The sequence below is a fragment of the Streptomyces ipomoeae 91-03 genome, from assembly GCF_000317595.1.
GTDB classification, from domain to species: domain Bacteria; phylum Actinomycetota; class Actinomycetes; order Streptomycetales; family Streptomycetaceae; genus Streptomyces; species Streptomyces ipomoeae.
The window spans coordinates 1-26,002 of the sequence record NZ_AEJC01000484.1 but is presented as its reverse complement, the minus strand read 5'-3'; the positions used below and the strand labels follow the sequence as shown (position 1 = coordinate 26,002).

General features: G+C 72.7%; 19 protein-coding genes and 1 pseudogene. 6 read left to right on the top strand and 14 right to left on the bottom strand.

Annotation, left to right across the window (positions count from 1 at the left end; translation table 11 throughout):
- The 6 genes from STRIP9103_RS31640 to STRIP9103_RS31615 all read right to left on the bottom strand — a co-directional run.
- The coding region (locus STRIP9103_RS31640) for a cutinase family protein (protein ID WP_009327270.1) at window positions 1-571 on the bottom strand (571 nt) is incomplete at its 3' end.
- An 81-nt stretch (window positions 572-652) separates the two neighbouring features.
- Entirely contained in the window at window positions 653-2,002 is a 1,350-nt protein-coding gene (locus tag STRIP9103_RS31635; protein WP_009327250.1) for a PucR family transcriptional regulator, read from the bottom strand.
- Window positions 2,003-2,124: 122 nt separating this feature from the next.
- Entirely contained in the window at window positions 2,125-3,195 is a 1,071-nt protein-coding gene (locus tag STRIP9103_RS31630) for an alpha/beta hydrolase (protein ID WP_181811186.1), read from the bottom strand.
- 40 nt (window positions 3,196-3,235) lie between these two features.
- A complete protein-coding gene (locus STRIP9103_RS31625) occupies window positions 3,236-7,693 on the bottom strand; it encodes a type I polyketide synthase (RefSeq protein ID WP_009327255.1) in 4,458 nt (1,485 codons plus the stop codon).
- Window positions 7,690-9,513 carry a fatty acyl-AMP ligase gene (locus STRIP9103_RS31620; protein WP_009327259.1) on the bottom strand — a complete coding sequence of 608 codons (1,824 nt, stop codon included), beginning with the start codon at window positions 9,511-9,513 and terminating at the stop codon, window positions 7,690-7,692. The genes STRIP9103_RS31625 and STRIP9103_RS31620 overlap by 4 nt, the downstream gene beginning before the upstream one ends.
- Window positions 9,514-9,645: 132 nt before the next feature.
- Window positions 9,646-11,196, bottom strand: coding sequence for an acyl-CoA carboxylase subunit beta (locus tag STRIP9103_RS31615; protein WP_048821337.1), 1,551 nt, complete (start codon window positions 11,194-11,196; stop codon window positions 9,646-9,648).
- Between the two features lie 370 nt (window positions 11,197-11,566).
- Between STRIP9103_RS31615 and STRIP9103_RS31610 the strand changes: the two genes are divergently transcribed.
- Window positions 11,567-12,241, top strand: a complete 675-nt coding sequence (locus STRIP9103_RS31610) for an expansin EXLX1 family cellulose-binding protein (protein ID WP_009327266.1) — start codon at window positions 11,567-11,569, stop codon at window positions 12,239-12,241.
- 59 nt (window positions 12,242-12,300) lie between these two features.
- Here STRIP9103_RS31610 and STRIP9103_RS31605 read toward each other — a convergent pair.
- A pseudogene (locus STRIP9103_RS31605) lies at window positions 12,301-13,671 on the bottom strand (penicillin acylase family protein); the annotation flags it as partial.
- Between the two features lie 29 nt (window positions 13,672-13,700).
- On the opposite strand from STRIP9103_RS31605, the gene STRIP9103_RS52880 reads away from it, so the two are divergent.
- A complete protein-coding gene (locus tag STRIP9103_RS52880) occupies window positions 13,701-13,823 on the top strand; it encodes a hypothetical protein (RefSeq protein ID WP_267950640.1) in 123 nt (40 codons plus the stop codon).
- A 256-nt stretch (window positions 13,824-14,079) separates the two neighbouring features.
- On the opposite strand, the gene STRIP9103_RS31600 is transcribed toward STRIP9103_RS52880, so the two are convergent.
- Window positions 14,080-14,643: a hemerythrin domain-containing protein gene (locus STRIP9103_RS31600; RefSeq protein WP_009327262.1), complete on the bottom strand. Its 564-nt coding sequence runs from the start codon at window positions 14,641-14,643 to the stop codon at window positions 14,080-14,082.
- A gap of 237 nt (window positions 14,644-14,880) precedes the next feature.
- Here STRIP9103_RS31600 and STRIP9103_RS31595 point away from each other — a divergent pair, with 237 nt between their 5' ends.
- The gene (locus tag STRIP9103_RS31595; protein WP_009327265.1) at window positions 14,881-15,402 is read left to right on the top strand and encodes a hypothetical protein; all 522 of its coding nucleotides are present in this window, start codon (window positions 14,881-14,883) and stop codon (window positions 15,400-15,402) included.
- A 104-nt stretch (window positions 15,403-15,506) separates the two neighbouring features.
- Here STRIP9103_RS31595 and STRIP9103_RS31590 read toward each other — a convergent pair whose 3' ends face one another.
- Genes STRIP9103_RS31590 through STRIP9103_RS31570 form a run of 5 tightly spaced genes read right to left on the bottom strand, consistent with a single transcriptional unit; the run spans window position 15,507 to window position 21,391 of the window.
- On the bottom strand, window positions 15,507-16,385 hold the full coding sequence (locus STRIP9103_RS31590; protein ID WP_009327269.1) for a dioxygenase family protein: 879 nt from the start codon (window positions 16,383-16,385) through the stop codon (window positions 15,507-15,509).
- On the bottom strand, window positions 16,382-17,512 hold the full coding sequence (locus STRIP9103_RS31585) for a maleylacetate reductase (protein WP_009327256.1): 1,131 nt from the start codon (window positions 17,510-17,512) through the stop codon (window positions 16,382-16,384). Before STRIP9103_RS31585 ends, STRIP9103_RS31590 begins: the two co-directional genes overlap by 4 nt.
- Entirely contained in the window at window positions 17,509-18,804 is a 1,296-nt protein-coding gene (locus tag STRIP9103_RS31580; RefSeq protein ID WP_009327253.1) for an MFS transporter, read from the bottom strand. Before STRIP9103_RS31580 ends, STRIP9103_RS31585 begins: the two co-directional genes overlap by 4 nt.
- A complete protein-coding gene (locus STRIP9103_RS31575) occupies window positions 18,801-20,384 on the bottom strand; it encodes a bifunctional 3-(3-hydroxy-phenyl)propionate/3-hydroxycinnamic acid hydroxylase (RefSeq protein WP_048821335.1) in 1,584 nt (527 codons plus the stop codon). The genes STRIP9103_RS31580 and STRIP9103_RS31575 overlap by 4 nt, the downstream gene beginning before the upstream one ends.
- Window positions 20,385-20,392: 8 nt before the next feature.
- Window positions 20,393-21,391: an amidohydrolase family protein gene (locus STRIP9103_RS31570; RefSeq protein WP_009327252.1), complete on the bottom strand. Its 999-nt coding sequence runs from the start codon at window positions 21,389-21,391 to the stop codon at window positions 20,393-20,395.
- 355 nt (window positions 21,392-21,746) lie between these two features.
- Here STRIP9103_RS31570 and STRIP9103_RS31565 point away from each other — a divergent pair, with 355 nt between their 5' ends.
- Entirely contained in the window at window positions 21,747-22,529 is a 783-nt protein-coding gene (locus STRIP9103_RS31565; protein ID WP_009327254.1) for an IclR family transcriptional regulator, read from the top strand.
- 72 nt (window positions 22,530-22,601) lie between these two features.
- Here the strand turns inward: STRIP9103_RS31565 and STRIP9103_RS31560 are convergent, their stop codons facing one another.
- The gene (locus tag STRIP9103_RS31560; protein ID WP_009327264.1) at window positions 22,602-23,417 is read right to left on the bottom strand and encodes a PaaX family transcriptional regulator; all 816 of its coding nucleotides are present in this window, start codon (window positions 23,415-23,417) and stop codon (window positions 22,602-22,604) included.
- A 217-nt stretch (window positions 23,418-23,634) separates the two neighbouring features.
- Here STRIP9103_RS31560 and STRIP9103_RS31555 point away from each other — a divergent pair, with 217 nt between their 5' ends.
- Window positions 23,635-25,170, top strand: a complete 1,536-nt coding sequence (locus STRIP9103_RS31555; RefSeq protein WP_009327261.1) for an FAD-dependent monooxygenase — start codon at window positions 23,635-23,637, stop codon at window positions 25,168-25,170.
- The coding region (locus tag STRIP9103_RS31550; RefSeq protein ID WP_048821334.1) for a CoA-binding protein at window positions 25,170-26,002 on the top strand (833 nt) is incomplete at its 3' end. The genes STRIP9103_RS31555 and STRIP9103_RS31550, both read left to right, overlap by 1 nt.

The window sequence follows — 26,002 nt, the reverse complement described above, 5'->3', positions numbered from 1 at the left end:
CGGGGTCGCCCGTGGCGCAGAAGTCGATGGTGCGGCTCTGGTAGGTACCGGTGACGCTCTTGCCGAGGGCACGGATCGGGTTGCCGAAGAGCAGCACCGCCGCGACCTTGGGTTCGAGCGCGGCGGGAATGGTCGCCACGATGGGGCTGCCGACGACCGCGCCGGCGCTGCTGATACCGATGGAGTTGTCGACGACATTCGCGCCCTGCGAATAGCCGACGAGAATGAACCGCTGATTCGGGCACGCGGCGGCCTGGCTCCGCACATGGTTCACCAGATCCGCGTTGCCCTGCGCGGCGGACGTGGGGGAGAGGTCCGCCGGATAGTTCACCTTGTAGCTGGAAAGGCTTTTGCCGGTGATTTTCTGCCGCAGCGCGGAATACACCGGGTCGCCGACGATGAAGCCGAGCGTGCCCGGTTCGAAGGTGCCGCGGGCCGCGACGACGTCGATGTCCGTGCAGGCGGCGGCCGTCGCCGTGGGAGAGGAGGCCGTCGCCACGGGGGCGGTGAGGGTGGCCAGTCCGGCCCCGCCGGCCAGGGAGAGCACGGCGAGACACAAGCGGATACGCATGGGAATCCTTCGCGGATGGGGCGCTGGAGCGCGCCGGTGGAAAAGGACGTCCCGAACGTATTCGCGTGACGGCGGCGAGCGTTATGGACGGGAATTCATAAATTCCTCGGTCTTTTGTGCTGTGGTGAGGGACAGAATCAGATCCAGACGGGTGTCGGGGTCATGCAGGGCGGAGCCGAAGAGTTTCTCCAGCTGCCGCAGGCGATAACGGACCGTCTGCGGATGGATATGGAGGCGGGCGGCCACGTCGGGCACATTGCTGCCGCTGAGCAGCCACGCCAGCAGCGTCTCGGCGAGCCGGCCGCGCGACCCCTCCGCGACCGACTCCAGCGGAGCCAGCACGCTCGACCGGAGCGTGGCGAGCAACGGTTCGTCACCGTGCAGCAGCAGGGTCGACAGATGGTCGGAGCAGCGCACCACGCCCTGCCGGGGCAGGATTCCACGCCCCATCAGACCGAGGGCCCGGCAGGCCCAGCGCAGCGACCGATGTGCTTCGGTGAGCGCGACCGTGGGGCCGATCGCCGCCGGCCGGCCGCGCAGCGCGAGGGTGAACGCCCGGCTGCCGAACCGCCCGGAGCCGTCCGGGTCGGGCACCAGCATCCGGGGCGGCCGGGACTCCATGTCCACCAGCGCCCCCGCCGCGGCCAACGGCCACTCCTCCTCACGCTGTTCGGGGGTGGCCGCGAGCGCGACGACCGCGACCTGCCGGGGCACCGACCAGCGGGCACCGTGCGCCAGGTCCCGCACCGTCTCCATGGACACCGGCGTCTCGCCCAGCAGCAGATCGAGCAGCCGTCTGCGCCGCCGCTCCAGCTCCTCCGCGCCGTCCGGCCGGGCCTCCGCATAGCCGGCCGCGGCGGCCTCGGCCACCTCGTGCACCGTCCGGAACGCCAGCTCGCCCAGCGCCGCCACGACCGCCGAGTCCAAGCCCAGCTCCTCCGCCGTACGGCCCAGCTGCCGCCAGGCGTGCATGCCCCCGATCCGCAACGCCGACTGCAACGCGTCCAGGCTGCGGCCCTCCATCGCCTCGCCGCGCCCCAGTTCGTAGTACGTCGCGGTGATCGAGGCACCCTGGCCCCGCGGATCGGCGATGTGGTCGACGAACAGGGTCAGCGCCTGGACGACCCCGCATCGGAGCAGCTCGCGGCTCTCCTTGTCGATCGGCCCCGCGTACTCCGGGACCTGTCGGCGCACCTCCTCCTCCACCTCGTCGGCCACGGAGTCCAGTTGGGTGTACAGCAGCTTGGCCAGGTCGGGGGGAACGGGGGTGGCGATGTCGGGGCCGTCGGGTACGCCGTGCGGTGGAGCGGTGCCGTGGGGTGGGGCGGGGGCTTGGGGCGGGGCGGGGTCATGCGGTGGGGCGGCGTCGCGCGGCGGGGCAGGGGCGTGTGGTGAGGTGGCGCCGTGCGGTGGGGTGGGGGCGGTGGCCACGGTGGGCCCTCCTTTCACCCGGAGGAGGCTCACCCGCGGGCTGTTGCCCGTGGGGCGAGGGGCAGGTCCCGGGTTGGACGGGCGACCCCTGCGCTCCGTTCCGTGCCCCGACGCCACCGGCCTCACTCCGGCACCCCCAGCGCACCGGCGAGCATCGGCCACGACGCGCCGAACTCCCGCTTCCAGTACGTCCAGCTGTGCCCTCCTCCCGCGTAGTAGTGCGTCGTCACCGGGATACGCAGCATCGCCAGCGTGTCCGTGAACGCGTGCGCCGACGGCCACAACGCGCTCTCCAACGCCTCCGGGAGCCAGTCACCGATGCCGCCGACCACTCCGCTCCCGCTCGACACATACAGCGGGGTGCCGCGCAGCCCCTCGGCGCGGGTCCGCGGGTTGAAGTCGAGCCAGGTGAGCACGTTCACGAGCGGGTTGCCCCACAGGGAGCGGGGCGACAGGTTCTCGCGGCCCACGATGGCGTCCATCAGGGCGGGCACACCCGGTGCCATGGTGTCGAGGATGCCGCTGTACGAGGCCGCCGCGGCGAACGCCCCCGGGTGGCGCGCCGCATGTGCCATCGCACCGTAGCCACCGGTCGACACCCCCGCGACGACCCGGACACCGGAGGCCCGGTACTGCCGGGCGAGCAGCGCGGGGACCTCCGTGATCTGGAAGGTCTCGTAGTCCGGCCCGTCGCGCCAGACCGTGGGAATCCCGGTCGGCCCCGCGTCCGGCATCGCCACGATCAGCTCCCGCCCCTCGGTGAACGCCTCGATGTCCGTCTCCCGGGTCCAGGACGTGTAGTCGTCGTGGGCGCCATGGAGGAGGTACAGCACGGGGTACCTCCGGTCGGGGTGCGTGTCGAAGGAGGACGGCAGGATCAGCCGCACCGGCGCGCCGCGGCCGAGGGCGGCGGAGGGGATCGAGACGTCGAGGGTGCGGGGGCCGAGGCGGATCACGGAGTCGGCGGTGGTGTCCATGGCGGGCTCGGTGACGGGGAAGGTCCTGGTGTCGGTGGGGCCGGCGGCCCTGGAGTTGGTGGCGGCCGTGGCGGTGGTGGTGGCCGCGGCGCCGAACAGGGCGGCCAGGCCGGTGGCCGCGGCGGCTCTGGTGAGGGTGCGTCGGGACACTCCGGCGGCGCGGTCGGAGGCGTCGGCGTGGCCTTCGGCCACTCCGGCGGCGACTGGGTGGGGCATGGCGGACATCGGCGGCTCTCCTTGGATCGGTTCGGTCGGTTCAGCGGGACTCCCCGCCGAGTTCCCGCCGCAGCCGGGCGGCCAGTTCGTCGACGTACGGCGGGTCGAGCAGCGACAGGTGGTGTCCCGGGACCCGTACGACCGTCAGACGTGGGCAGACCTCGTCCCAGCCGAGTGCCTCGTCGTCCCGTTCGTATGCGGGGTCCCGTACGGTGTGCGGCGCCGGATCGGTGGCCCGGTACAGCACCACCCGCCCGTCGTGGCGGCCCGGGCGGTGGGCCTCGCCGATCCTCAGGTCCAGATAGGAGGAGCGCTGGTGGGCCAGGGCGGCGGCCGGTACGTCGGCGACCGCGCGCAGGGCTCGCAGCACGGTGTCGATGCGCTCGCCGTCGTCGTCCATCGCCACCAACTCGTCGTAGGGGAGGTCCAGTTCGACCCCGTAGGCGTCGGCCACGTGGCGGGCGAAGCCGGTGAGGTGGGCGCGGACGCGGTCGTCGGGCGTGCGCCCCGGCTCGGGCAGGGGGCGTACGGAGTCGATGAGCACCACCAGCTCCACGTCCCGCCCGGCTGCGGTGAGCTGCCGTGCGGTCTCCTGGGCGACGAAGCCGCCGAAGGACCAACCACCCAGCAGGCAGGGGCCGTTGGGGTGGGCGCTGGAGACGGCCCGGGCGTAACGGCGTGCCTTCTCGGTCACCGTACGCGCCTCGTCGACGCGCTCCAGCCCGTACACCGGCCGATCGTCCCCGAGCCGTTCGGCGAGCGCCCGGTAGACGTCGGTTGTGCCGCCGGCGGCGTGGACGAGGAACAGCGGGGGCTGCGAGCCGGTGGGGTGCAGGGGGTGCAGGGGGTGCAGCGGGGAGATGCGGTCGGGCGGCGTGGGCTGGGCTTGTGGTGGGGTGTCGTCGCTCGTCGCCTGCGCGGGCCGCGCAGGCACGGCCCCGTCGGATGGTGTCGGCCCTGTGGTCACCGTCCGCCGGACGCGGGCCGCCGCTTCCTCGACCGTGGCGGCGCCGAGCAGATCGCGCAGGGGGAGTTCGATCCCGAAGTCACGCTCCACGGCGGTGCGGATGCGGACGGCCATCAGTGAGTCCAGGCCGAGTTCGGCGAGGGCGGTGGCCGGTGTCACCCGGGTCGGTGGATGACCGGTGACGGCGCTGATGTGGTGACACAGCCGAGCGGACACAGAGGCCTCCCCTGCCGCGTGGGCCGCCACCGGACCGGGCTCCCACGGCCGGCCGGTCGCCGCGCCGCCCTCCGGCGGTTGGCCGGCGGCCACCACACGGCCCTCCGTTCGGTCGGCCTCCCCTGTGCCGGCCCCCGTCCCGAACGCGCCCCCCACCTCCGTACCCGCCCCACCCGCACGGCGCCCGTCCGTCCACCAGTACCGGACGTGCCGCCAGCGTGGCGTAGGCAGGTCGATGACACGGCCGGGCGGCAGCGGAAGGTGTAGGCCTGCGGCGTACAGGCCGCCCAGTTGGGTGAGGAACTCGGCGGAGGTGTCGCCGTCGCGGCGGAGGGTGCCGAGGGCGAGGATGCCGGGCGCGGTGTCGGTGACGGCGTGGGTGAGGACCGGGTGGGGTGAGATCTCGACGAAGGCGGTGTGGCCGTCGGCAGCCGCTGATGCGACGGCCCGGTCCAGTCGCACCGGCCGCCGAAGGTTCGCGGCCCAGTGGGCGGCGTCGAAGACGCAGTCGCCGCGCGGGTCGTCGAGAACGGTCGAGTAGACGGGGACCTCGGGGCGCCCTCCACGGATGTCGGCCAGCGAGTCGGTCAACTCCCGTAGCAGGGGCTCGACTTGCGGAGAGTGCCCGGCGCCGACGACCCGCATCGCCCGCACGGCACGCCCCTCCCGCTCCAGTCGGCGCACGAGCCGGGCCACGGCCGTCTCCTCACCGGTGACCACTTTCTGGGTGGGCGAGGAGTGCACGGCCACGTGTACGCCGGGGAAGTCCCGTCCGAGAGCGTCGAGTTCGCCGTCGTCGAGGTCGACGACCGCCATGGCGCCGCCGTGCAGCCCGCTCAGCAGCCGGGCCCGTACGGCGATCACGCGGGCCGCGTCCGACACCTCAAGGGCGCCCGCGCACACCGCCGCGGCCACCTCGCCCATGGAGTGGCCGATGACGGCGGCGGGTTCGACACCGTACGCGCGCCACAGCTCGGCGAGCGCCACCTGGAGGCCGAACAGGACGGGCTGGGCGACCTCCAGACGATCGAGAGCACCGCCGGACGCCAGATGGTCGTACAGCGACAGACCGCACTCGGGGGCGAGCCGGGCGTCCAACTTCTCCACGGCGGCGGCGAACGCGGGCTCCTCTGCCAGCAGCCGCCGCCCCATACCGACCCACTGACTGCCGTAACCGGAGAAGACCCACACGAGCCCGCGCCCACCGGCGAGGCCGCGCCCGTCCGCCGGGCCGCGCCCGGCCGTCGAGACGTCCCCGACCACGGGTCCACGGTCGTCGATCACCACTCGCGCATGTGGCCGCTCCCGCGCCAACGCCCGCAAGGCGTCGGCGAGTTCCGCACGGCCCCCGGCGACGACCGCGGCCCGCGCCGGTCCGCGTCCGACGCGCCCCGCGAGGGTGCGGGCCACGTCGGACGGGTGCGCGGCGTTGCCCTCAGGCGTGTCGAGCCAGTCGGCGAGTCGGGCGGCGGTGTCGCGGAGGCGGGTGGGGTCGGTGTCGGAGAGGAGGTGGAGGCGGGCGGCCGGTTCCTCGCCCGGGGGCGGTGACAGGGGCCCGGGGCGCCATTCCTCCAGTACCGCATGGGCGTTGGTGCCGCCGAAGCCGAATCCGGAGACTCCGGCGGTGGCCGTCCCGCCATAGCGCGGCCATGGCTCCGGCTCGGTCACCACCCGCAGTCGTACGTCGTCCAGGGCGCTGCCCTCGGCACAGTGCAGGGAGGGCGGGATCAGGTCGTGGTGGAGTGCGAGCACCGTCTTCACCAGCCCGGCGACGCCCGCGGCGGACTCCAGGTGGCCGAGGTTGCCCTTGACCGAGCCGAGGAGCAGCGGCTGGTCGGGGTCGCGGCCCGGGCCGAGCACGGCGCTGAGGGCGCCCGCCTCGATGGGGTCGCCGAGCGGGGTGCCGGTGCCGTGCGCCTCGACGTGGTCGATGTGCGCCGGGCTGAGTCCGGCGCGGGCGTAGGCCGTTGTCAGCAGGGCGCGTTGGGCGGCGGGGTTGGGGGCCAGGAGCCCGTTGGAGCGGCCGTCGGAGTTGACGGCCGTGGCGCGGATGACCGCGAGGACGCGGTCGCCGTCCCGCTCGGCGTCCGACAACCGCTTCAGCAGTACCGCCGCGCATCCCTCGCCGCGCCCGATGCCGTCGGCCGCCGCCGAGAACGGCTTGCACCGCCCGTCCGGAGCGAGCGCCCCCGCCCGCCGGAACGCGACCGTGACGGCGGGGGAGAGCAGTACGTTGACCCCGGCCGCGATCGCCAGCTCGCTCTCGCCCGTACGCAGGCTCACACAGGCCTGGTGCACGGCGACCAGCGACGACGAACACGCCGTGTCCACCGCCATGCTCGGCCCCCGCGTGTCCAGGACGTACGCCAGCCGGCCCGCGGCGACGCTGAGTGCCCCACCGGCCGGTGCCCAGGGATCGACCGCCGTCGGATCGGCGCCGGTCAGCGAGCCGTACTCGGGCGCCGAGACCCCGACGAACACACCGGTGGTGGTCCCGGCCAGCGACCCGGCCGGGACGGCGGCGTGGTCCAGCGTCTCGTGGACGACCTCCAGCAGGATCCGCTGCTGCGGGTCCATGACCGCCGCCTCGCGCGGTGTGACGCGGAAGAAGTCGGCGTCGAACCCGGCGATGTCGTCGAGATAACCGCCGTACGGCGGCGCTTCGGAGGGCGCGACGGCGGTGAAGTCACGCCACCGGTCCGCCGGAACTCGCCGGATCGCGTCGACGCCCTCGCACAACAGCCGCCAGTAGTCGCCCGGGCCGTGCACACCACCCGGCAGCCGGCACCCGACTCCGATGACCGCGATGGGTTCGTCCGAGGCGGGCAGGCCGGCTGTCGCCGCGCCGTACGGGGTCGCCGGCGCCGTATCGTCCGGTTCTTCGCCCCCACCGCACAGCCGCGCCACCAGCGCGTTTCCGGTCCGGGCCTCCCACAGCAGGGCCGCCGGCAGTTCACGGCCCACGGCACGGGACAGATCCCCGGCCAGCACGACCGCGTCCCGGGAGGACATGCCGAGGTCCGCCAACGGCTGGTCCATCGGCACCTCCCCGGCGGCCGTACCACTCCAGGCGCCCACCCGCTCCGCGACCAGCCGCCGCAGCGCACCCTCGTCGACCGACCTGACCGACCTGACCGACCTGACCGACCTGACCGACCTGACCGACCCGGCCGACCCGGCCGACCCGACCGACCCGGCCGGGCCGGTCGGCCCGACCGAATTGGCTGACCCGACCGGCCCGGCCGATCCCACCGGCCCGACCGAACTGGTTGACCCGACCGGCCCGACCGGCTCGACAATCCCGAAGCCCGTCATCCCTTGGCCCCCTCCGCATAGGCCCCCGCCAGATACCGCTCGCGGGTCAGCGCCCGGGACACCTTGCCGCTGGACGTACGGGGCACGGTGCCCGGCGGGACGAGGACGACGTCGGCGAGCCGCAGCCCGTGCCGGGCGGAGACGGCGGCGCGCACGGCCCGTACGAGGACCGGTACGTCGATGTCGGCGAGCGCCGCGCCCCGTATGTGTTCCGCCACGACGACCACCCGCTCACCGGCGGCGCCCGGTGTGCCGAAGGCGGCGAGCCGGTCGCGTCGTACGGCCGGGTGCGCGTCCTGGGCCGTGGCCTCGATGTCCTGCGGATAGTGGTTGCGGCCGTCGACGACGATCAGGTCCTTCAGCCGCCCGGTGACGATCAACTGCCCGTCCAGGACGGTCCCCAGGTCGCCCGTGCGCAGCCATGCGCCCGGATCTGTCGTGGCCTCGGCGAACGTCGCGCCGAAGACCCGCCGGGTCTGCCGGTCCTGGTTCCGGTACCCGCGCCCCACGTTGGGCCCCTGCACCCAGATCTCCCCGACCTCACCCTCGGCCGACGCGGTACGGGACACCGGGTCGGCGATCCGCACCCGCTGGCCCGCCGGAGTGCCGCAACCGGCCAGCAGTACGGCCCTGGGGTCGTCCGGCCGTGCGACCAGGGCCTTCCCCGTGGCGAGGGCGTCACGGTCGAGCGCGAAGCGGCGCAATGGTTCCCCGGGCCGTGCCGCGCTGACGAAGACGGTCGCCTCGGCCAGCCCGTACGAGGGACAGTGGGTGTCCGGCGCGAGGCCCTGGGCGGCGAAGGCCGCGTGGAAGCGGTCGGCGGTGCCGGGGCGGACCGGCTCGCTGCCGTTGATCAGCGCGGTGACGCCGTTCAGCCGCAGGTCCGCCTTCTGGGCCTCGGTGACGGTCGACGCGCAGTAGTCGTAGGCGAAGTTGGGCGCCGCGCTCACCGCGTGCGGATGCGCGGCGAGCAACCGCAACCAGCGCACGGGCTCGTGCAGGAACGCGACCGGATCCATCAGCACCGACGGCAGCCCCCGCACCACCGGGGCCGCGACACTCAGTACGAGCCCCATGTCGTGGTACAGCGGCAGCCAGCCCACACAGGTCACCGGCCGCACATCCGCACCGTAGGTGGTCAGCGCCTGACGGGCGTTGGCGACGACGTTGGCGTGGCTGATCTCCACGCCCGCCGGAACCCGCGTCGAGCCGGAGGTGTACTGGAGGTACGCGATCTCGGTGCCGTCCGGAACGACCGGCTGCCACCCGTCGGCGGCGGCGTCGGGCACGTGATCGACGGCGACGACCCGCATCCGGGTGGCGGCGGTGGCGGCAGACCGGTCGTCACCCGACGCGCCCGGCCTCGGTGGCTCGTCCGCCGCTCGCGACGCGCACAACTCCCGTACCTCGTCGAGGCTGTGGCCCGTCGTCAGGACGACCGTCGGGTCGGCGTCGGCAAGGACGGCCGACAGCCGGTCGCCGTGCCCGGGCGGCCCGGAGGGACCGGGCGGATACAGGGGTACGGCGACCAGGCCGGCCGCGAGTGCCCCGAGGAACGCGGTGACGTACTCCGTCCCCTGCGGACACAGCAGCGCGACCCGCTCCCCGGGCTCGGCCATCTCGGCGAGCCGGGCGGCCACGGCCCGGACCCGCAGGTCGAGGCGCCGCCAGGTCAGCGTGCGGTGGACGCCTCGCGAGTGCGGGGCAGGATGGTCGACGAAGGTGAACGCCCGGCGGTCGGGGGCGGTTTCGGCCCAGTGCCGTATGTACTCCGGCAGACTCCGGAACGCGGGCGCTGAGGGCGGGCGGCGGCTGTCCATCGGGCAGGGCTCCTCACGTCACGGTATCGACTTGCGGGGACGGGCCCGTCGGACGGCTCGGTCGCGGGGCGGGTCCGCTGAACGGCTCGGTCGCGGGGCGGGCTCGTGGGACGGCTCGGCGGGATCGGCCGGTCAGAGCGGGATGTTGCCGTGGCGGCGCTCCGGCATCGGGGCCCGTTTGCCGCGCAGCGCGCGCAGGGCGCGGCAGATGTGGGAGCGGGTGTCGCGCGGGGCGATGACGGCGTCGACATAGCCGCGCTCGGCGGCGAGGTACGGCGTCCCGTGCGTGCTCTCGTACGCGGCGACGAGGCGGGCGCGCAACGCCTCGGGGTCCTCGGCGGCGGCGAGTTCACGGCGGTGCAGTACCCCCACCGCGCCCTCGGCGCCCATGACGGCGATGCGTGCGGTGGGCCAGGCGAGATTGATGTCGGCGCCCAGGTGTTTGGAGCCCATCACCGCGTACCCGCCGCCGTACGCCTTGCGCACCACCACCGTGACCTTGGGGACGGTCGCCTCGGCGTACGCGTACAGCAGTTTGGCGCCGCGCCGGATGATCCCGGCCTGCTCCTGGCGGACCCCGGACAGATAGCCCGGCACGTCGGTGAAGGTGAGCAGCGGGATGCCGAAGGCGTCGCAGAACCGTACGAAGCGCGCCGCCTTCTCGGAGGCGTCGATGTCGAGGACCCCGGCGGCGTGCAGCGGCTGGTTGGCGACGACCCCGACGGTGCCGCCCTCGACGAGCGCGAACGCGCAGATGATGTTCGGCGCGAACAGCTCCTGCACCTGAAGGAGTTCACCGTCGTCGACGACCGCGCGCAGAATGTCCCGCATGTCATAGGCCTGCCCGAGCCGGTCCGGCACGACCGAGTCCAGGCACAGCCCGGCGGGCGCCGCCCCGGGCGCGTACTGCGGGGGCCGCTCCAGGTTGTTGGCGGGCAGATACGACAGCAGGTCGCGCACGGTGTCGAGGGCGTCCACCTCGTCGGTGGCGAGGAAGTGGGCGTTGCCGTTGACGGTGTTGCTGGTGCGGGCGCCGCCCAGCTCCTCGGCGCCGGTGCGCTCACCGGTCACCGCCTCGATGACATCGGGCCCGGTGACGAACATGTGCGAGGCGCCGTCCACCATCACGGTGAAGTCGGTGATGGCGGGTGAGTACGCGGCCCCGCCCGCGCACGGCCCCAGGACCACCGAGATCTGCGGGATCACCCCGGAGGCCCGTACGTTGCGGCGGACCAGCTCGGCGTAGAGGGCGAGCGAGGCGACGCCCTCCTGGATACGGGCGCCACCGCCGTCGTTGAGCCCGATGACCGGACAGCCCGTCTTCAGGGCGAGGTCCATCAGGGCCAGGGTCTTCTCCCCGAAGGCCTCGCCCATGCTGCCGCCGAACACCGTGGAGTCCTGGGCGAAGACGCAGACCGGCCGGCCGTCGATGGTGCCGTGCCCGGTGACCACCCCGTCCCCGTACGGCCGCCCGGAACCGTCCCCGGTGGGCCTGGCCCGCACGAACAGCCCGGTCTCCGTGAACGATCCGGCGTCCAGCAGCAGATCGATCCGCTCCCGCGCACCGAACTCCCCACGCCTCCTCGGCCCACCCGAAGTCACCGCCCGCGCCCGCCGGCCCTCCAGGTCGGCGAGGCGATCGGCCGTGCGGTCGGTGGCGCGTGGGGCGGCACCATCGGTGATACGCCGGTCAGGGGGGTCGGCGATGTGTGGGGCGGTGCGGTCGGTGACGGGCCCGGCGATCGCAGGAGAGATCGGGCCCACGGTCGGTTCGGACACGCGCGTGGGCGTTCGCCTCGCCGAACGCCGTACCGGGGATGTCGTCGCTTCTGGCGTCACAGCCACCTCCGAAGGGGCTTCCGAATATGGCAGCCGTGGAGGTGGGACCCGAGGCAATCACCGTTCCGTTTGCGGGAGATGAGTCCTGCGGGACCAGTGTTCGTCCGTGAGTGACAAAGCGACAGGGTGGCTGCTTTCGCCCTTGAGTCGACCTTGCGCCGGTGCCAGGATCGCGCCGCCCGAGCACGCCGCACCGTTCTCGAAAGGCATCCCCATGCGCAGCAGCCCCCTCGCTCTCCTGGCCACCGCCGCCGCACTCCTGTTCGCCACGGCGTCCCCGGCGCAGGCCAGTGTCCAACCGGGCGTCACCTACTCCGGGGAGGGCACGTTCTATGGCGCCACCGGGGTGGGGAACTGTCTCTACGACGCCACCAGCGACATCGGCATCGCCGCCCTCAACCACACCGACTACGAGAACTCCCGGATGTGCGGGGCCCACCTCCGGGTCCGAGGCCCCCGGGGCGAGATCACGGTGAAGATCGTCGACCGCTGCCCGGAGTGCCGCCCCGGAGACATCGACCTGAGTGAGCGCGCCTTCGCCGCCATCGCCGACCCCGTGGCCGGCCGGGTGCCCATCACCTGGCGGCTGGTGAGCCCGGACATCGGCGGCCCCGTCTCCTACCGCTACAAGGAGGGCTCCTCGCAGTGGTGGTGCGGCATCCAGGTCCGCAACCACCGCAACCCCGTAGCCACACTGGAGGTCCGCACCGGCACGACCTGGCTGCGACTGCCGCGCCAGGAATACAACTACTTCGTCTCGGCGAACGGCACCGGCTGCGGCTCCGACATCCGCATCACGGACATCTACGGCCAGACCCTCACCGACACAGGCATCACCATCACCCCGAACACCGACCAGCCGGGCCGCGCCCAGTTCCCGAAACGCTGACGCGCGGCGATGCCCGCGTCCCGCCCCGAACCGGTCCGGTCGGGTCGGGGCGGGTCTCGTCAGCGGTGCAAGGTCGTCACTCTCAAGGCCGGGTCGTTCGCTATCTCCGCCTGGGTGAAGCGTTCCGGGACCCACTGCTTGCGGGAGTAGAGGCGGGTCTGGTCGGTGTAGTGGGGCGAGGCGGGGTTCGCCGACTGGCCGTAGGTGAGGAGGGTGTGGGTGCGGGGGCCGTCGGGGGTCAGCTCGACGGCCATGAGGAAGCTGGTGCCGAAGGCGCCGGCGGGCGGGGTGCCAGTGCCCGAGTCGGGGCCCGCCTCCAGGACGTTGAAGCAGCCCTTGTCCCCGGTGCACCCGGACAGCGGGATGCCGGCCCACTTCTGGACGGCGCCGAGCTCGATGTCGACCGGGAGGTCGCGGGCGGCGAAGTCCTGGACGGCGTCGGCCAGGGCGCGTTGGACCCGTATGTCGTCGCCCTTGATGCCCCGCGGTGTGGTGAGGGGCTGTGCCGGGTCGTAGGGGACACGGCGCCAGGTGTCGGGCGGGCCGGCCCCGAGGCGACGGTCGAAGAAGGTGATCCAGAGCGCGGCGCCCCGGCTGTCGGTGTCGGCGCGGGTGTCCCAGCGGGCGAGGGTCGCGCAGGCCTGCCGTACGTCGACCTCGTTTCCGTCCGTGGCCGTCGGGCGAGGATGGGCACGGCACATGGCGACCACGTCGTCGCGGCCCGTCTCCGCCGACAGGACGCGGTTGCCGAGCATCGACGCGTGCAGGGTGCTCAAGGTGAAGCCCGGGGCGCCGAGTCCGTCCGTGCCGGCCGCGCGGTCCGCGATCATCCGCAGCCCCAGCTGGGCGCGCTGGCCGAGGCGGAGGCCGGTGTCGTATGTACCGGGGAAGTCCGTGAGGGGCGCCTCGGGGTTGGTGTAGCGGGGGCCGTTGTTGGAGTTGGCGACGTAGTCGGCGCGGCTCAGCCTCGGCTGGTGGGACGGGCCGTGAATGCCTGGCACGATCGCGTCGGGGTCACTGCCCCAGGCGCGGGCCGACGTCGAACCGTCCAGGGCGGTGGGCCCTTCGCCGGCGCCCCCTGTGGTGCAGCGCTTCAGCTGTTCGTCGGTGAGGTGCGGGACGGCCGAGGAGTCGGTGAAGTATGTGCCGCCACCGGTGTCGGCCGCGAGGGTGTAGGTCCAGGGAACGCCCTGACAGGTGTCCTGGGCGGCACGCAACTGGGCGAGATCGCGGGCCTTGCCCATGGCCAGCCAGGTGTTCATGGAGCGCAGGTTGTCGGCGTTGGCGTCACGGACGGCGTAGGCCGTCTCCGTGGACCAGCCGGAGGACAGGACAGGGCCGAAGCGCGAGGTGTACAGGGTCCGTTCGACCGTCGTGAGCCTGCCGCTGCCGTCCCGGACGGTCACCGGGACCGTGCGGCGTTCCATCTGTGTACGCGCCCTCCCCCACCGTCCTGCCCGTGACCTCGCCGGCCGGTTCCGCCGCGGCGGACGAGGGCGCGGGCAGCAGGGCGGCGGTGATCGAGGTGAGGCAGAGGGCGGTGGCGACGGCGGCCAACCGGCCCTTCAATAACCACCTGTGACGCTTCGTCAGTGCTCTGGTTTCACCCATGACTCCACTTTTCCGTCACGAGCGACGGACGGCATCCCGCTCCAGAGTGGACTTCCGGGCGACGTATCAACCGAAGGATGTAGCTCTTGGGTTCAATCGGGCTCGGGGCGCCCGACGCTCGCCCCGAGCCCACCTCGCCGTCGGCTGCTTGAGCCCGCAGACGGCTGCTTGAGCCCGCCGCCGGCTACGGGAGCCCGCCCCGGCTCGGTTCCTGCCGGTCCGGTTTCTCAGGTGCCCTTGCCGCGCCCGGTGAGCGCGTCGCGCATCCGGTCGACGAGGCCGAGCCCCGGCGCGAGGATCTTGTTGGCCGGGGGCTTGGTCGGGGCCCCCGGGTGGGGGCGGGTCGGGGCCGTCTTCTTGGCCCTGCGGACCTTCTCGCCGAGGTCGTTCAACAACTCGACGGAACAGGAATCGGCCAGCCTGGGGAAGAGGTCGCTCTCCTCCTCCCGCACATGGTGCCTGATCTCGGCCATCAGCTGGGCGATCAGTCGTTCGAAATCCGGGTCGTCGGCCGCGCACCGCTCCAGGTCCTTCATGGTGCGCTCGGCCGCGGCGTGCTCCTCCAGCTCCCGGTCGGCGAGCGTGTCACCGTCGTCCACGTACCGACGGACCGTGGGGTAGAGGTACTCCTCCTCCGCGACGGAATGCCGTACCAGTTCGATGGTGACGAGGTCGGCGTACTCCTTGCGCTGCGGGTCACCGAAAGGCAGTTCCTCGATTTTGCCGAAGAGTCTTTCCACTTCCCGGTGGTCGGTCTTCAATTCCTCGATGACGTCTCCGCCGTGTGCCATCTCCGTCGCTCCGTTTCTGAGTTCTCCCGGTCGTGCGTTCCGGGTCGGACCCTGCGGAGGTCAGTGAAACCCTTTCCGACCCGAATTCTTCGTATTGACGTTCCGGTGAGTCAGCGCGGTAGCGCGGCAGGCGGATGTGGCCGAGGACACGTCCGTTCCGTGGCCTGCGCCATTTCCCGGGTCGGCGGTGCCCGGCTACGTTCGTCGGTGCGCACCCCAGTACCCACGGACGGCCCAGTGCACGCAGATCTCTCCCCTCTCATAGCGGCGACCACCCAGTGGCTGACCCGTGCCTACCCGTCGGGCGGCGGCGCGCTCGACGAGGCGCTGTGCGAGGCACAGGCCCGGCAGGCCGTGACGGTGGCCGCCTGGCTGCGCTATCCGACACCGATGGACGCCGCCCTCGTGGGCGTGGCGGGACCGGGCGGATCCGCCCGCCTCGACTGGATCACCGGCTCCGACGAGACCCCGACACCGGACGACTACGCGTGGCGCACCTGGGTGGACGAGGTCGTGGCCAGCTGGGCGGCCTGCCTGCTCACCGACGCCGAGCTGGCCCGTACCGCGATGGCCGCGCTCGCCGGCTCTCCCCACACGGCCGGTTCACCGGTCGCCTTCCGCCGCCTCCTCGCCCCCGACGAGCGCGACCGGCGGGCCGCCGCACTGCTCCGCCACCCCGATCTGCTCGCCCCCGTCGTGGAACTGCACCACGCCGACCTCCTCGACGCGCTGCAGCCGGAACAGCCCCTGACCGCCTGAGCCGGGGGACGGCCCGGCCGGGCCCGGGACGGAACGCAGCCGCTCACGACCGGCGCCCGCCCACCGGCGCGACGCCGGCCCCGCGAGGCGGTCGCTGCTCGTGCCTACTCCTTGCGCAGCACGATGTCGAAGGCCGCCGAGGTCCAGGTGCCGTCGAGTCGGCGGCCGTCCGGTGTCGGGGCTCCGGGCTCGTGGCGTTCGAACGGGCGGATCAGTGACTCCTTCACACCGAACACCGAGTCACGGTCCAGCCAGGGATCGCCCGCGACGAAGATGTGGGTGATCAGTGGGTGGAAGCCGGGTGCCGTCACCTTGAAGTGCAGGTGCGGTGCCCGCATCGGAGAGCGGCCGGCGTGGTCGAGGAGCCGTCCGACGGGGCCGTCGTCCGGGATCGGGTACGGCGTGGGGGTGAGCCCCCAGAACCGGTAGCGGCCCTCCGCGTCCGTGAACAGATGCCCGCGTCCGGCCAGGGCACCGGCACCGGCACCGTCGTCGTACTGGACGTCGTACATCCCTTCGTCGTCGGCCTCCCACACCTCGACCCGGGCCCCGGCGACCGGGGCGCCGTCGGTGTCCGTGACCCGGCCCGCGACCCACGCGGGCTCGCCGCTCGCGCCGCCCGCGATGTCCCCGCCGAGCTCGATACCGGGCGAGTCCTGGACGAAGAACGGGCCGAGGACCGTGGACTCCGTGGCCGCGCCCTCACCCGGTTCGTTGACCGTGACCGTGAGCATCGAGATGCCGAGGACGTCCGAGAGCAGGACGAACTCCTGGCGTGCGTCGGTCGTGATGTCACCGGCCGCCGTCAGGAAGGCGATCGCCGCGTTCCACTCGTCCTCGGTGAGCCGTGTCTCGCGCACGAAGGCGTGGGCGTGGCGGACGAGTGCCTGCATCACCTCGCGGAACCGGTCGTCCTTCGCCGTGCCGAAGCTCGCCACGACCTTGTCCGTCAACGCCTGCTCGGCCGGCTCCTGTTCAGTCATCGAAGGGCTCTTTCAGGGATGGGCCCTCCGGGGGAGAGGGCGGGAAGAGGCACGGCCACCGGAGTGTCCCCGCGGTACGCGCGCCCCAGCAGCGCGCGTATCTCGTCGCGGGTCACCCGGCGCGGATTGGAGTCCGGCACCTGGGCCATGACCAGGTCCGCGGCCCGGTCGAGCTCGGCCTCGGGCAGCCCCAACCCGGCGAGGGAACCCGGGGGTTCGAGCTTCGCGTAGAGGTCGAGCAGCGCGCCGAAGGCGTCGGTGCCGCCGTCGAGTGCGGCCCCCAGGTGCCGTGCCGCGTCCGGTGCCGCGGGCAGATTGAGGCCGACCACGTGCGGCAGGACCACGGAGTGCAGGGCGGCGTGTTCGAGGTCGTACGCGCCGCCGAGGACATGACACACCTTGTGATGCAGCCCGGAACCGGCCCCGGCGAAGGCGACCGCCCCGAGATAGGTGCCGAAGAGGATGTCCCGGCGGGCCACGACGTCCTGACCGTCGGCGACGATGCGCGGCAGCGCGGACGCCAGCGACCGGACGCCCTCGACGGCCAGGGCGGAACTGATCGGGTTGTGCCGGGGCGCCCACCACGCGTCGACGCAGTGGGCGAGCGCGTTGAGCCCCGAGGCCACCGACAGCCGGGTCGGCAGCGTCAGCATCAGCGTGGCGTCGTAGACGACGACCCGGGGGAGCACCTTCGCGTCGACGCCGGTGCGCTTGCGGCCGTCCTCGGTGAGGCCCCAGACGGGGGTCGCCTCGGAGCCGGCGTATGTGGTGGGCACGGCGAGGACCGGCAGCCCGGTGGTGAGCGCCGCCGCCTTGGCGGTGCCCGTCGTCGAACCTCCGCCGACGCTCAGCAGCAGGTCCGCCGCGTGCTCACGGGCGGCGGCGCGGACGGCCTCGGCGACCTCGGCCGGCACATGCGGCCTGACCTCGCCGAAGACCGCCACGACGGGCACGTCCGCGCAGATCGCCTCGGCCAGGGCCCGCTCCCGCTCGGCCGCGATCACCAGGACCCGGCGCGCCCCGAGCCCGGCGACCTCGGCCGCCACGTCCTCCCGGGCGCCGCCCGAGCCGAAGACGACCCGCTGCCCCCAGGATTCGTGGACGACCCTCTGCCGATCGTGGCTCACACCGCCACCGCCGCCCGGGCCCGAGGCACCGCGCCCGCCGCGAACGCCCCGATGAGGGCGGGGACGGCGAAGGCGTAGAAGGCCCAGTCGATGTCGGCGCCCGAGCTGAGGACGAAGGCGCCCAGGGACGGGCCGACGATCGCGCCGAAGCGGCCGATGGACAGCGCCCAGGCGAGGCCGTTGCCGCGTACGGCGTCCGGGTACCAGGTCACGATGAACGCGTTGCCGAGGATCTGCGAACCGATGAACCCGAACCCGCTGATGAACATCAGCACGAACATGACCGGCGTCGGCGGGCGCGTGCTCATCGCGATCAGGCTGCCCGTGCCGACCAGGAACGCGGCGACCACGACCCGCTTCGGGCCGAGCGCGTCCGCGATCCGGCCGCCGACGATCGCCCCGACCCCGACGCCCAGCCACATCGCCGCCGTCTGCAACAGCGCCGAGCCGAGGGAGAAGCCCGCGGCCTGCATGATGCTGGGCAGCCAGGTGCTGATGCCGAAGACCAGCAGGAGTCCGCAGAAGGACATGGCCCAGAACAGCACGGTCGACACGGCGAGCCCGCCGGTCAGCAGTGATCCGAGGCCGAGCCAGCGGCCCGGGTCGGCCGTCGGGGCGGCCTGCGAGGGGGCGAGGCCCAGCCGCTCCTCCACTGCGCGCGCCTCGGCCACGCGTCCGGTGCGGCTGAGGTGGAACGGGCTCTCCGGCAGCCGCAGCAGCAGCGGTACGGCCAGGAACACCGGCACCACACCGATCACATACAGCCAGCGGTACGAGACGTCGGGCAGCAGGGCGGTGCCGAGCAGCGGGGAGAGCAGGGCGCCGGCCGCGTAGCCGCTCATGATCAGGGCGACGTTGCGGCTGCGCCGGCCAGGGTCGCTGAGGTCGGCCACGAACGCGTTGATCGTCGGCAGTACGACACCCAGCCCGAGCCCGACGACCAGGCGTCCGGCGCCGAAGGACGGGACACCGCCGGCGACCGTGCAGATCGCCATGCCCACCGTGAACACGGTCGTCCCGGCGAGCAGCAGCCGACGTGGGCCGGTGCGGTGGACCAGGGCCCCGGCGAGGGCCGCGCCGACCAGCATCCCGATGCCGACGAGCGAGCCGATCGTGCCGGCCTCGGCCTTGTCGATGCCGAGCGAGGGGTCGCCCAGGAGGGCGGGCACGGTGACGCCGTACACGGCGAGGTCGTAGCCCTCCAGGGAGGCGACGGCCCAGGCGGCGATCAGCATGAACGTGTTCGCGGGCACTCTGCGGACGGCCGGGCGTATGAGGGACGGAGCGGTCATGGCCGGATCCTTTCTCCGACGGTGGCAGGAGCCTGTACGGGCTCGACTGCGGTGGCAAGGGTCTTCAGGAGCGCCGGGACGTCCGCCAGTGATTCCACGGTGCCGAGGATGTAGAAGTCGGGCCGCCACAGGACGGCGGCACGGTCGTGCTCGTCGAACCAGCGCCCGTAGACGCCGCCGACATCGGTGAACCCCTCGGTGGTGAGGCGCCGGTCGGTGAGGTGGTGGACGCCGACGCCGAGCCGGGCGGCCTCAGCCATGGCCGGGGCGTCGAGCCAGGAGCCTTCGCGGCCGTCGACGAGGAGGACGAAGCCACGGCCGAGTACGGCGTCGAACAGCCCCTCGGTGCCGTGCGACTCCACCCGGCCCTGCGGCATCAACCGCCCGGCCTGCGGGGACGCGTCGCGCAGCCCCGGACCGAGACCGGGGAAGCGCATCTTCTCCGGGCGCCCGTTCGCCTCGCGCTGTGCGATCAGCCGGGCGTCGCGTTCGGCGGCGGCCTGCGGGTCGCGCATGGTCTGCACCCGGCCCAGCTCGATGCCCTTGGCGATGATGGCCCGCACATGCGGCTCGCGTTCGCTCTGGTAGGTGTCGAGCAGCGCGTCGTCGGCGCCGCGCAGTACGGCGTCCAGCTTGAACGCGAGGTTCTGCGCGTCCCGGATGCCCGAGCACATGCCCTGCCCCAGGAACGGCGGCATCTGATGGGCCGCGTCCCCGGCGAGCAGGATCCGGCCACTGCGCCAGCGCTCCGCGACCAGCGAGCGGAACGTGTACGTCGCGACGCGGATCAGCTCGGCCCGCGAGCGGTCGAGGTGGGCCGCGACCCGCGCCCACACCCGGTCGGGCTGCCGCTCGACGGAGAAGGAGTCCGCGGAGTCGAGCATGAAGCTGAACCGGTGGTGTTCCGGGCCCAGCGAGATGATCGAGATCGGCTGCGCGGGGTCACAGACCTGACGGGCCTTGGGGATGTCCACGGCACCGGTCAACCGGAAGTCGCAGACCATCCACGGCTCGGAGAACCCGTGGTCCTCCTGCCCGACGGCGAGCCAGTCGCGGGTGAAGCTGTTGCCGCCGTCGCAGGCCACGACATACCGGGCGGAGACGAGGTCGTCGTTCCCCTCGACCTGGAGGTCCACGCCGTGCGGCGCCTCGTGGAGGGCGGTGACCCGGGAGTCCATCCGGATCTCGACGTTGCCGAGACCGCGGACCAGGCCGTCGAGGGCGTCCTCCAGGTAGGGCTGGTACATCATGTACCACTCGGCCCAGCCCTGGCCGCCGACGGCGGCGAAGTCGTGCTCGATGAGCAGCTCGCCCACGCCGTTGCGCCACTCGTAGTTCCGCTGGACGTGCAGCGTGGGCAGCAGGGCCCCGGAGATGCCGAGGCGGTCGAACGTCCGCATCGTCTCGTCGTCGAAGATGGCGGCGCGCGGCAGGTTGTAGAGGGTGGGGTAGCGCTCCAGCACGATCACGTCATGGCCTGCCTGACCCAGCAGTGCCGCCGTGACCATGCCGACGGGCCCGTACCCGATGACGGCGACGTCGTACATGTGCGTGCCCTTCCGTTCCGGTGCCTCAGACATCCGATGCCTCAGACACCGGCGTACGCGGGTGCGGGCGTGGCGGTCGGCGCCAGGCGCAGGAGCCTCTCGGCGTTCCGGTGGCCGATCCTGAGCCGGTCGGCGTCGCTGATCGGCGCGTCCCGCAGGAACCTCGTGGCCGTCTCGATGTCCTCGAACGGGTAGTCGGTGCCGAAGAGGATGTGGTCGGCGCCCATCGAGAGCAGCGCGGTCAGCAGCGGGGCGGCGGAGCAGACACCGCTGGTCGTGATGTAGAGGTTCTGGCGGATGTACTCCGAGGGGCGGCCCCGCTTCAGCTCGATGCCGTGGTGGGCGTGGAAGTCCCAGCGGGAGTCCATGCGCCACAGCACGAACGGCAGCCCTTCTCCCATGTGGCCGAGGAGCAGCTTGGCGTTCGGGAAGTCGTCGAAGACACCGCCGAAGATCAGCCGCAGGACATGGGTGGCGGTGTCGATGCCCCAGCTCCACATGGGTCCGACGAGTTCGGGGTGGCCGGAGAGCACATGCGCGGTGTCGACGCCGTTGGCCGGGTGCAGATAGAGCGGCACGTCGAGGTGTTCGGCGCGCTCCCAGACGACGCGCAGCTCGGGGTCGTCGAGGTACCGGCCGTGGGTGTGCGCGTTGACGAGGGCGCCCCGCAGACCGAGCTGGGTGACCGCGCGTTCCAGCTCGTCGGCGGCGGCCTTCGGGTCCTGCAACGGCAGGGCGGCGAAGCCGGAGAAGCGGTCGGGGTGCTCGGCGATGACGCCGGTGAGGAAGTCGTTGACCGTGATCGCCTGGCGTACGGCGGCGGCCGGGTCCTTCTCCGCCTGGAGGCCGGGGGAGTTGAGCGACAGGACCTGCATGTCCAGGCCCGCCGCGTCCATGTCGTCGAGGCGTTCCTCGGTGAGGTCGAGGAGCCGGCGGGAGGCCTCGGCCCAGGCATGGGGCTGGGCGATGGAGGCGGTGGACGCTCCATGGCCCACCAGGTCGGGGGTCACGAAGTGCTCTTCGAGGCCGATCAGCTTCATTGCGGAACTTCTCCTCGGGCTCGGGGGACCGCGAGTGCGGTCGAGGTGACGCGTGTGTTCGCGGTGGCATGTGGTGCCGGTGCGGGATGCGAGGTGCCCGGTCGGATGTGGGTGACCCGGGCGTTCGGGGAGGCGCAGACGTGCGCGCGGGGGAAAGCGGCTCAGCGTGGGCTGCGGGACGGGCCGTCGGTGCGGCGGGGAGCAGCGGGTGCGGCGGTGAGTGCCACGAACCGCAGTTCACCAGAACGTAACGCGTTCCGCAATAGTGAATATAAGATCGGTTCGCGAACGGCGTCGGCCGGTGGCGCCGATACGCTGATCACGTTCCAGCACCGGCAGGGAAGAGGACCGCGCCGTGACCACGATCGACCCCAGGGAGAACGGGGAGCGTCAGGGGATCCAGTCCGTCGAGACCGCGATGCGGGTCCTGCTCGCGCTGGAGAGCGGCGGCGGCGCGCTGAGTCTTTCGGCGATCGCGCAGGCCAGCGGTATGCAGCCCAGCAAGGTGCACCGCTATCTCGTCAGCCTCGGCCGCGTCGGACTGACCTCGCAGGACCCCGCGTCCGGCCTCTACGACTTCGGGGCCGCCATGCGCCGCATGGGCGCCGAGGCGCTGCGCCGCACCAACGAGGTGGCCGTGGCGGGCGGCCACGCGATGCGGCTCCGCGACCGCACCGGCCACTCCGTGAACCTCTCGGTGTGGGGGGACCGCGGCCCGATCGTGGTCAGCTGGGCCTACGGCACCCGCCCCCTGCCCCTGACCGTGCGGGTCGGAGCCACCCTGCCCCTGCTCACCTCATCGGTCGGCCGGGTCTTCCTCGCCCATCTGCCGGAGAGCCTCACCGGCGAGGTGCTCGGCGAGGAGCTGCGCGGCAAGGAGGCCGAATGGCCCGCCGAACGCCTCGCGGCGACCCGGGAACAGGTACGCGCACAGGGCCACGCCGAGACCCACGGCGGCGTCATCCCGGGCATCATCTCCGTCGCCGCCCCCGTCTTCGCCGCCGGTGACCCGCTGCCCCTCGCCGTCTCCGTCGTACTGCCGGAGAGCGCCGGCACCCCCGACCACCTCGCCGAGGTGACCCGCGAACTGCACACCACGGTGGCCGAGGCGTCGCACGAGCTGGGGCATCTGGCGTAGGGCCGCTCCGCCGGGCCTGAAGGCGATCGTGGTACCCCAGGGCGGTCGTGGGAGCCGCGGGGCGCCCGGCTGTCAGGCCTGCGGGATGCCGCGGATGCCGGCCACCTCGTCGTAGTGGGCCTCCGCCGACGGGCCGAGCACGTCGTGGGCCTCCAGGAACATCTCGTGCGCCTCGTGGCCCACCCAGCCCGCCGGGAGCAGATCGGTCGGCAGGTCGGGGTCCCGGAAGGGGAACTTGCGGTAGTCGTACGTCAGCCGCATGCGCTCGACCAGGGCCTCCTCGGGGCTGAGGTGCCCGGCCCGGTACGACGGCAGCCGGCTGCGATAGGTACGCAGCAGCTCGCGGTAGTCCTCGTTGAGGGCGGTCAGGTCCCAGCCGCGCGCCGCCATCTCGCGGTCGACGGGCAGTCCGCCGGACTGGCAGCGCAGGGTGTCGAGACGCACGGCGGGCTCGTCGGCGAACTTCTCCCGGACCTGCTGGAGCCGGTCGTGCGGGGAGACATAGGTGGACGGGGCCAGCGGGCCGAAGCCCAGCCAGGCCAGCTCCTTGCGGATGCGGTCGCGTACGCCGCGCTCGGTCTCCGGGACCGAGTAGATGACCATGTACCAGTGCCGGTCCCAGTCCGAGGGCGCCCGGTCGAAGATGCGTGAGCGGCCCTCGTCCAGGAGCTGGAGGCTGCGCTTGTTGAGCGCGTACACGGTCTCCCTGCCCTCGCGCCGGACGTCGAACCAGCCCTCCTTGCGCAGCCGTGCGAGCACCACCCGCACGGTGCTCTCACCGACACCGAAGCAACCCATCAGTGTGCTGAGGGTGCGCATCCTGGCGGCACCGCCGCGGTAGCGGACGTAGTCGCCGAACAGGTCGAAGACGATCGATCGAGGCTTCACGGAACCGACTATGTCACACGGACGGCCGTCGTGAGGATGAGTCCCGTGGTCAAGGGAATCCCTGTAGCTCCTCGACTTGTCCCTGTTGTTGCTTGGCATCCAGTCCGCATGACGGCCCAGGCGAATGCGCAACAAATTATTGACGCCCGTGTATCTATTGACACAGGACCCTCGCGGGTCCGACGCTGGGCCTGTACTCGAACGTGGAGGCGAAGGCATGGTTTCTCGGATCGCTGTCGTGGGAGGCGGCCCCGGCGGGCTGTTCTTCGCGGCGCTCGTCAAGCAGGCCGATCCCTCGGTGGAGGTGACGGTCTTCGAGCGGAACCGCCCGGAGGACACCTTCGGCTTCGGCGTCGTGTTCTCCGACGCGACCCTCGCCGCCATCCACGAGGCGGACCCCGTCCTGCGCACCGGGCTCGCGGAGCACGGCCGGCACTGGGACGACATCGAGGTACGGCTGAAGGGGCAGCGCATCCGGTGCGGCGGCAACGGCATGGCCGCCATCACCCGCAGAACCCTGCTCCAACTGCTGCACCGCCGGGCCGCCGAGGTCGGCGTCGACCTCCGCTTCAGCCACGAGGTCCCCGCCGATCCGGCGGGGCTGGCCGACTACGACCTGATCGTGGCCGCCGACGGCGCCAACTCCCGCTTCCGCGACCGCCTCGCCGATGTGCTGGTACCGGAGGTGGAGGTCGCCACCGCCAAGTTCATCTGGTTCGGCACGAACTACCTCTTCGACGGTCTGACCTTCGTCCACGAGCACGGACCGCACGGCACGTTCGCCGTGCACGGCTACCCGATCGGCGACGGCGTCAGCACCTTCATCGTGGAGACCGACGAGGAGTCCTGGCGGCGGGCGGGCCTCGACGAGTTCGACACCGCACAACCGCCCGGGCCCAGCGACGAGAAGACCAGGCACTACCTGGAGAAGGTCTTCGCCGAGCAGATCGACGGCCATGAACTGCTCGTCAACAACTCCCGCTGGGGCAACTTCCGCACCCGCCGCACCCATCGCTGGCACAGCGGCAACGTCGTCCTCCTCGGCGACGCCGCCCACACCGCCCACTTCTCCGTCGGCTCCGGCACCAAGATGGCCATGGAGGACGCCGTCGCCCTCGCCGACAGCCTCCTCGCCCACCGCGACGACCTGCCGAACGCCCTGGAGGCGTACGAGACGGTCCGGCGGCCCTCGGTGGAGAAGATCCAGGGCGCCGCCCGGCCGAGCCTGTCCTGGTGGGAACACTTCGGGCGCTACCACGACGCGTTCCGGCCCACCCAGTTCGCCTTCCACTTCATCTCCCGCAGCATCGGCAAGGAGCGGATCGCCCGCCGCGACCCCGAGTTCGTCGACACGGTCGTACGCGACTGGCGGGCCGCCCATGAAGGACACGACCCCTTGGACACGCCGTTGCGGCTCGGCGAGCGGGAGTTCGGCGGACGCCGGCTGACCGGGGCGGAGCTCACGGGACTGCGCGGCGCGGCGTCCGGATGCCTGTGGCTCGCGGCGCCGGACGGCGAGGCCCAACTCGCCGAGACGTACGAGGAGTTGGCCCGCGCCACGGGTGGTACGACCCCGCCCGCCCTGGTCGCCGTGCACGGCGGAACCCCGCTCACCCGTTCCCTCCTCGCCGAACAGGCCCGGCTGGGACACGCCGTTCCCGCGCTGCTCGTGGAGGACGGCATGGACGAGGACCGGGCCGAGACCCTGCTGCTCTCCGGACGCGCCGACCTGGTGGGAGGGGAGCGATCGTGATGACGGACCTGACCCCGCTGCTCGCCCCCGAGGGCGTCGTCGTGATCGGCGCGTCCCGGCAGAGCGGGAAGCTCGGCGCCGCCATGGCACGGTCGCTGGCCTCCTTCCCCGGCGCCCGCGCCCTGGTCAACGCGCGCCGCCCCGACCCCGGCGAGGGCGTGTACGCCTCCGTCGCCGAAGCCGCCGCGCACACCGACGGACGGCTCGACCTGGCCGTACTGTGCGTACCGGCGTCCGGCTGCGCGGAAGCGCTGGCCGAGGCAGCCGCCGCCGGCTGCCGTGCCGCGCTGGTCTGCGCCGGAGGCTTCGGCGAGGCGGGCCCCGAGGGCGAGGAGCACGCCGACGCACTGCGCCGCGTCGCCCGGGAGACCGGGGTCCGGCTGCTCGGCCCCAACACCTCCGGCTTCTTCGCCCCCCACCTCGGACTGACGGCCAGCTTCGTGCCCGCCGCCGGACAACTCCCCGCCGGTGACATCGCCGTCGTCGCGGCCAGCGGCGGTGTCAACCACGCGCTCTCCTTCGACCTGGCCGCCGCCGGGAACGGCATCGGCCTCGGCGTCGGCATCGGCGCCGGCCTCGACGTCACCGCCGCGGACGTCCTGGAACACCTCGCCCATGACGGTCGTACGACCGCCGTCGCCCTGCATCTGGAGACGGTCCCGGACGGGCCCCGCCTGGTGGCGGCCGTACGCCGGGTGGTCGCCGCCAAACCGGTCGTCGCGTTGGTCGTCGGCCGCAGCGACATCGGCGACTTCGCCCGCTCCCACACCGGCGCGCTCGCCACGTCCTGGCGTACGACCCGGGCGGCGCTCCGGCAGGCCGGAGCGGTGGT